Annotated in this window: 9 protein-coding genes and 1 pseudogene; 3 read left to right on the top strand and 7 right to left on the bottom strand. The window is 48.1% G+C overall.

Going from position 1 to position 7,219, the window contains the following annotated elements; genetic code table 11:
- Positions 1 to 230, top strand: a 230-nt coding sequence (locus NDA01_RS30830; protein ID WP_431193596.1) for a hypothetical protein, incomplete at its 5' end; no start/stop codon positions are given.
- Here the strand turns inward: NDA01_RS30830 and NDA01_RS30825 are convergent.
- The 6 genes from NDA01_RS30825 to NDA01_RS30800 all read right to left on the bottom strand — a co-directional run bounded on the left by NDA01_RS30825 (position 207) and on the right by NDA01_RS30800 (position 6,092).
- Positions 207 to 470: a hypothetical protein gene (locus NDA01_RS30825; RefSeq protein ID WP_348231048.1), complete on the bottom strand. Its 264-nt coding sequence runs from the start codon at positions 468 to 470 to the stop codon at positions 207 to 209. The genes NDA01_RS30830 and NDA01_RS30825 overlap by 24 nt on opposite strands.
- 200 nt (positions 471 to 670) lie before the next feature.
- Positions 671 to 1,234, bottom strand: coding sequence for a GNAT family N-acetyltransferase (locus tag NDA01_RS30820; protein ID WP_348231047.1), 564 nt, complete (start codon positions 1,232 to 1,234; stop codon positions 671 to 673).
- A 399-nt stretch (positions 1,235 to 1,633) separates the two neighbouring features.
- A complete protein-coding gene (locus NDA01_RS30815) occupies positions 1,634 to 2,683 on the bottom strand; it encodes a tetratricopeptide repeat protein (protein WP_348231046.1) in 1,050 nt (349 codons plus the stop codon).
- Positions 2,684 to 3,078: 395 nt separating this feature from the next.
- A complete protein-coding gene (locus NDA01_RS30810; RefSeq protein ID WP_348231044.1) occupies positions 3,079 to 3,891 on the bottom strand; it encodes a hypothetical protein in 813 nt (270 codons plus the stop codon).
- Positions 3,892 to 4,269: 378 nt separating this feature from the next.
- Positions 4,270 to 5,550 carry a relaxase/mobilization nuclease domain-containing protein gene (locus NDA01_RS30805; protein WP_348231043.1) on the bottom strand — a complete coding sequence of 427 codons (1,281 nt, stop codon included), beginning with the start codon at positions 5,548 to 5,550 and terminating at the stop codon, positions 4,270 to 4,272.
- Positions 5,547 to 6,092 (bottom strand): hypothetical protein, encoded by a 546-nt coding sequence (locus NDA01_RS30800; RefSeq protein WP_348231042.1) that lies wholly within the window; start codon positions 6,090 to 6,092, stop codon positions 5,547 to 5,549. Before NDA01_RS30800 ends, NDA01_RS30805 begins: the two co-directional genes overlap by 4 nt.
- Before the next feature lie 82 nt (positions 6,093 to 6,174).
- Between NDA01_RS30800 and NDA01_RS30795 the strand changes: the two genes are divergently transcribed.
- Positions 6,175 to 6,489 carry a hypothetical protein gene (locus NDA01_RS30795; protein ID WP_348231041.1) on the top strand — a complete coding sequence of 105 codons (315 nt, stop codon included), beginning with the start codon at positions 6,175 to 6,177 and terminating at the stop codon, positions 6,487 to 6,489.
- 206 nt (positions 6,490 to 6,695) lie between these two features.
- Positions 6,696 to 7,109, top strand: a complete 414-nt coding sequence (locus NDA01_RS30790; RefSeq protein WP_348231049.1) for a hypothetical protein — start codon at positions 6,696 to 6,698, stop codon at positions 7,107 to 7,109.
- 1 nt (position 7,110) lies between these two features.
- Here the strand turns inward: NDA01_RS30790 and NDA01_RS30785 are convergent.
- Positions 7,111 to 7,219, bottom strand: a pseudogene (locus tag NDA01_RS30785) (IS1 family transposase); the annotation flags it as partial.

Raw genomic sequence — 7,219 nt, 5'->3', positions numbered from 1 at the left:
TCCCCGAGGCAGCAGATCAGAAGCTACAGCAACAACTACAGCAGAGCGAGGGATTTGACAGTTATGGGGGGATTCAGCAGTGGCTCAAACGAGAGTGTGGGGTGGAGGTCAGTAACAGTTCTCGCAACTCGTCCTCACTCTCCTCAATCTTGATTTTGCAAACCCCAACCATCCTGTTTCATCCTCCTGCTCCAATCCCCTCTTCTCTATCTGTAGCAGATAAAAATTAAATTGGTATTAGCCATTGGCTTACGCACGCCTTTGGAACTGCCAAAAAAGTCACGTCTATTCTTCTTCAGCCAATAAGCTTGTTCCGATAGGTCAGTGAGGGGATCAGGCTTCAGTTTGTTCAATCCTTTTTGCTCTCGTTTGTAGTAGAGCATTCCTCTTGATTCGTTGTAAATGATGGTGGCGTCTCCAAACGAGCGGATCGCCAATAGTAAAAACTCTTTACCCGGAAAGCGAATCACTCAACCAGGAATTGGGGTAGGGAATCCAGACGGGCCACCAAGATTTAGTTTGATTCATGACTTGAAGGGCTTGGGTTTGAGCTGGCAGATACCGTCGCTCGCATGCCCAATATAAACTAGGTGCGCCCTTACTTCACTTGGGCGATCGCTGAGTTGATATGTGCGTGGGCATTGTTAGCTGCTTAGCAAGTGATTGTTGCTCAACTTTGCCATTCTCGCTTTAACAGGGAGAAGCATTGCATATCCCAAAACTGGTCTTTCCAGAAGCCGTATTCCCTCAAAATACCCTCCTCAACAAACCCCAATTTGCTAAGTACTTGAATTGATCGCTCATTACCAGGAATAACAAACGCCTCAAGCCGATTGAGTTGAAGTTCTGCAAATCCATATTCAATCATTGCGTGAAGTGCTTCTTGCATATACCCTTGCTTCCAATGCTCCCGCTTCAACTCGTAGCCGATAACGGCGCGTCTACTACTTGAGTAGACAGCATTGTAACCACAGGTACCAATCAAACGATTAGTAGACTTCAATGCGATCGCCCAGCGAATACCTTTATTGGTTGCAAACTTTTCGTTCATCTGATTGATAAATTGCTCAGCTCGTTCAATAGTGATGAACGTTGCTAAGTCGTAATACTTAGTTATTTCTTCATTAGAAAAAATCTCAAAGACATCCTTTGCATCCAATAGAGATAGTTGGCCTAAGCAGAGCCTTTTGGTTTCAAGCTGGGGAAATTGCTTGGTTGATTCTTGTACCGCCATCACAACCTCTACAAACTCGGTTTCAACTAACTACTAGAAAGCTAACTATTATTAGACGGAAAGTTTTGGCATAACTCCTCTACACCAGGTGATTAGGCCGAAACTTTCTGTATATTTTCCCCGCAAAAATCCCCCTTCATCAGCCTATTCATTCCCAAATCGTTGGTTCATACCAAAGGCAGTATCAGCTATGAGGTCTCTTAAACTGTAGTGTCTGGATTGAGAGAGCGATCGTATCGTGGCCCCTACTACAAGAAGGCAAGAATTTGTCGCCCAAAGTCTTTTGATAGCAGGAGTTTTAGGGATTCTCAATAGCTGAGATGTCAACAAAATCTCAATTCTGTGGACGGAAGCATCGTCTGAAGGGTCGATGCACGGTGATACTCAAGGGCTAGGCTGCTACTTAGAACCTCCTCGGCATTGCCTCGGCTCACTTAGATAGACATATCCCCCATAGGGACGGTTTTTGAGCTCGCGCTCGATCGTTAAGCTTTGTTGATAATAGTCAATCGCTTTGTTGCAATCTCTTAAAGCCTCATAGACAACCCCTAAAGCCCCCAAAGCAGATCCTTCGCCTCGGCGGTCTTTGGTCTCACGAGCGATGGCTAGGCTTTGTTGGTAATAGTCAATGGCTGTGCTGTAGTCTTCCAAATCACGATAGGTACCGCCTAGACTCCACAATCCATTGACCTCGCCTTGACGGTCCTTGATCTCGCGAGCGATCGCTAAGCTTTGTTGGTAATAATCAATGGCTTTGTTGTAGTCTCCCCGGTTGCTATAAACAGTTCCTAGAGCCCCTAAAGCAGCTCCTTCGCCTCGACGGTCTTTGATCTTGCGAGCGAGGGCTAAGCTTTGTTGGTAATAGTCAATGGTGATGGTTTTATCTCCCCCATAATCATGGGTAGTACTTAAACCTTCATGATTACTACCGAGTTGCCACAAGATCTCTACCTCGGATTGGCGGTCTTTGATCTCGCGAGCGATGGCTAGGCCTTGTTGGTAATAATCAATGGCTTTGTTGTAGTCTCCCCAATTATCATAGCCAACCATCCCTAGCCGCATTAAGGCCTTGACCTCGCCTTGACGGTCTTTGGTCTCGCGAGCAATGGCTAAGCTTCTTTGGTAATGGTCCATGCCTTGGTCGTAGTTGCCTAAAACAATGTAGGCATCGCCGAGCAGCCCTAAGACATGTCCCTCACTTCGACGGTCTTGAAGTTGACGATAGAACCCTAACGCCTGTTGCCACGATTGCCGAGCGGCTTCAACTTGGAAGGCTTTGAGTTGCGCTTGACCCAATTTCAACAGCCGCTCCGCTTTCGCTTGCACAGCTTGACTCGTCTGTGCCTGCCCCTCCAATCCCCGTAGTGAACTGCTGGGACTCCAACTCGGAGCTAGGGACAAAATCAACCCTACTATGACCAGACTTAAAAGCCACTGACGAGGAGTCATGCCATCATCCTGATAAAAGGCAACAACTTATCAGCTCATAGCCTAGCTGAGCTAGGCTGGCAGAGTCATCTTTTTGCAAAGCCTGACGGTGCTTATAGTTCAAGGATGAAACTTACTACCCCAAGGTAGGAATTCATGATCTGAAGCTTTCATATAGCAGGAGTTTCAAGGGTTCTCAATAGCCGGAATATCAACAGTGTCTCAATCGTGAGAGCAAGAGCGATCGCCCTAATTGGATAGAAAGAATGGGGTTTAAACTAACTACATTCCTTTTTGCTAGGCTTTAATCTAGTAAAAACTGTGAATAACAGCTCAGTTGAGTCAGTAGTAGCTAACGTACCGCTTCACCCGCCACAAAAGTTCCCTGAATAGCACTTGTCGAATCAAGTTTTGAGCTAGCTTAGACAGCTTATTTTTTCTGTTCTATTTTTATATGTAAACCGACCCGCTCCAACGTGAGTAACGATATGAAACTCAAAGATAGCAACCCCTACACCTGTTGTACCCACGACTTCTAAAGTTAACTTTCCATTATGTCCTGAGCTTCCTTGATCAGAGATCACATAGTTTTCGCCAAAGGTTGGAGCCACAAATATAACGCTACCGACTCGCGTTACGATCGGCTGACAAGTCCTGACTGATTCCACAATCTTCTTGTAGTCATAAAATTCTTGATAAGCCCATTGCTGCCGATCCGCCGCAAGAGCTAGCACACCTGGGAAACTGCCATAATGCAGCCAGATCAGTGTCGGAGTTAGCACGAACGGAACCAAGGTTCTTAACAATAAACTCTTTACATTGGCATGAGCACGGCTGCGTTTGAATTGACAAGCAAGACGAATTCCCAGAAAAGACAGCGCAATGGAAAACACCACAGTGACCCAGAAAGTAAGCGGTTGCTGTGCTTGCATAAATTGCGGAAGCCCTGAAATTAGTCTGCCTATTAGTGGCCCCACCGTAGCACCTAGCCACAGAAAAGCTGGCTCAGTTTCTGCTGCCTGCCTTGAGCTGCGCTGAACGACCAGAGCCGTTACATAAACGCCGAGGCTAAAGAAAACAATCGCTGTCCATAGCCATAACTCCAACCAGCCAGAAGTGCTCATATCGCGATAGTTGACGATATGAAAGAACATGGGTAGGCAAGCGCTCGCCATTGCAGCAACTAACCCTCCTAGCAGGATGAATAGCGCAACTTCATTTCTGCTCACGGGGCAATTACCTTCTACTCATTTTTAGGTGAGGTTTGCAATTTAAAGGATGAGTATCTATGGGGAGATTTGAAACAGTTTCAATTAGTTGAACTACAGGGCTTCGGCTTAATTTTGGCCTAGAAAATCAAAAAACACCCATATTACTTACAAACGTAATCTTGGGTGTTTTTGAAGCCTAAACCTGCATTCTCTCGTTGAGTAATTGCGTACTCAGTTCAACAGCTATACTACCAAGGAATCATTTACCCTTCGAGTTAGAACTAGAGGATCTTAGGGTTGTCGTGAAGGGAGTAGAGACTGGCGATCGCAGGAATTACTTTACTCTCTACTCTCGATCTTGCCGGATTAGCTCTTCATTCGGTGTCAGTGCTGTCATCAGAGTTCGAGATGCCGAGCTCGCGAGTGGGATCGCTCGACTGGATGGCTTGCCTGATGCTTTTGCCTTTCCGGGTCTAGTGGCTGTGACAGAGCTTGCTGGTGTAATCGTGCGTTGAATTGCTCGATCGCTGTACAGTCCAGTTCCGTCAATCCATAGCCCTGATATTGACCCTTTGAGTAGGCCATCAATAGGCGATCGCGGAGATAGAGTTCCGGTTGACCTTCCTCACCCAAGCGAATCTGGTAGTCCTCAAAGGTTGCAGCCTTGAGTTTGTCTCTGCCCACCCTCTCCCGGTTCCATATTTCTTGAATTTGAGGGACTAGGCGATGAACATATTCGGTTTGTATCCTCAAAATATCCTCAACTGGGTCAAGCTCAACTATCCCTTCAGTTATCGACTCAGTCCCAAGCAACTCGATATCTCGCTCCCTTTCTAGTCGTCGCTGAAGCGCGGGGAGTGTGTAGCCTCGTCCCAGCTGAGACCCTGACATTCTGACAACTTCGCCTTTAGTATCCACTTGCTCAAAAATGGTGCCTGGTTTGCTGGGGCGATCGCACCCCCGGAGTGTAATGCCGTGGTTTTGCAGCAATGCTGCTTGCAGCTGCTCCAATTCACGTCCCGGGACTGTCTCCTGGTCGATAGCATCTTGCATCACGATCATTACAGGGGGAACCCTAGTTTTCTGCCATGCCTCCACTTGTCTTCGGGTGGGAGATCGCCGCTCGATTTCGTAGGAGCTCTTTAAGGGCTGGAGCCCATACTCTTTTTCTGTCTCACGGCAAATACGCTGGCTGCGCTCGTGGTCCTGCCAAGTTGGAATCGCTCGCCCGTCCAAGAGGTTGATGCGACTGGCAACGAAATGCGTATGCCGATGCTTCGTGTCTTCGTGGACGGCACAGAACCATTGATACTCGTATAGTTCCGACTCAATAAACTCATTAACCTGCTGTTTGTATGCAGTTTTGTCGTCACGTCGCAGCAATTCTGGTTCTCGTGCCGATACCACCAATCCCGCGAAACGGGCGATCGCTTTGTCTCTGAGAAACTCATCACTCAAATCCTGAGTCACTGCATCCTCATAGCTATAGGCATCAATCAGGTGGTAAACGGGTCGCTCAATTCCAGGGTTTAAGTCGCGCGACATCAGGAATTCTCGCGAGATGGTATCTGAGTCGGCACCCATTACGGTACCACCGAGTAACCGCGCAGCCTCCTTATCGAGTACGTATTGAGTGGTTTCTCTAAAGTTGTGATTCTGCAATATCTTCCCAATCATGCGTCCGTTTCCTCCTGATTAGTATGCTTGCCTGGGCTCAATTGCAGCCCGATTTCCACCAGCAGTTTCTCGAGCCGTTCCAGTTGTTCGAGGTAAGCAGGAGTGAGCGGTAAATCTCTGTTTTGCTGGACTGCTATATTTATTGCTTTGGCCATTTGGTTGCAGTTAGCTCTGAGTTGAGCGAGCTGAACGTAGGCTTCTCGGTTGATTTGAGGGGCGATCGCCCGAGGGCGAGGAATGCCAGATCCGAACACTTTCGCTCGCACAAAGGCTGAGAGGCCGACCCCCTGCCGTAGTTCTTCTAGCCGCCGTTCTTCCGCTTCAGTGACGTAAAAGCGCTTGGCGATCACTCTCCGCTGATGCAGCTCAGAATCTCTTAGAGTCTCTCGAATCTCAGCTTGGAGTTCTGCGATCGCCTGATCCATCGACTCAAACTTAGGCATAACCCTCCAACTCGCCACCGAGTCATCAGAATTCTGTACTAACACTTCTGGATGGATTTCGGCAGACTCGATGCCAGCAAACAGCAAGCCCAAACTCAAAGTTTTGCTAAGACCGCCTTCTGAAGCCGCCAGCCTCTACGCGATTTCGTTAGAAGAGTAGTAGGAGCATTCCATCGGAGTCATGGCGATTTGGACAAGACTCAGTGAGGCCATTATGGGCAAGCCGCCGAAGATTTACCCCGAGAGCACCGCGAACCAGTTGAGTTCAAAACTGGAGCACCTGGCGCAAAATCCCAAGGGCTTGCAGGTGAAAGAGTTAGTGTTTCGGCTCAGACTTAAAATCGAAGCAGCTCAGGAGTCGGGCTATACCTTAGAAGATATTGCCAACGTCTTTAAGGCGGAAGGCGTTGACCTAACCTTAAATACTTTGAAGCGGTATTTACAAGAGAGCCGAGCTCTCAACCCCAAGCTGACTTACCGACAATCCCCACTTTAGATTCCAAGTCTGCCAAGGTCAAAAAGACTAACTCACTTCCCTCTCCATCGTCCCCGCGATCGCAACAATCAGGGCTACCACTCGAAGAGCAACCACGACCTCACCTAGAGCGTGAGATGCAACCGTCATTAACCAATACCAACGAGCATGGTTTTCAAGAAATGCGTTCTGATGACGATCTCTAAACGGAGATAAAAAGTGGAGCAATGGCCAGTAAAACAACGAAACTCCAACCTCAAGTTGCTGAACCCCGAGACAAGCAACTGAACCCGAAACGGATGATTGGCATCACCTCTGACAAGGGCGGTAACGGCAAAAGCACAGTTGCTCAGGCTCTGGGTGACATCCTCATTCGACGAGACATCCCCACTCGGGCCTTTGATTGCGATCGCCGCAATGCCCAACTGCATCGGCATTACAACCAAGCGTTTTCGTCTGCCTTTGATTCTGATGCGGGTGTGAGCCGGATTGATTTAAGCGTCAGAGGGGGAGCCGATGAACTCCTCAATAGCCTGGAATCTCCCACGACTCAAATCGTGCTGATTGATTTTCCTGCGGGTGGAGGAGAACTGTTTGAACGCTTTGAACGAGAGATAAAGCTCTTCGACTTCCTGAGCTAGAGTAAACCTTCCATCCATCGGTGACGTAGAAGAAACAGTGCCAGCACTTTACAATCACCCATAACAACTTGAAGGTCTTGCTGCTGCGGTCGCCAATAACCCAAGCCAAG

The sequence above is a fragment of the Trichocoleus desertorum AS-A10 genome (assembly GCF_039962155.1).
GTDB lineage: Bacteria > Cyanobacteriota > Cyanobacteriia > FACHB-46 > FACHB-46 > Trichocoleus.
The sequence above is the reverse complement of the archived record's forward strand: the minus strand, read 5'-3'. Positions and strand labels throughout refer to the sequence as shown.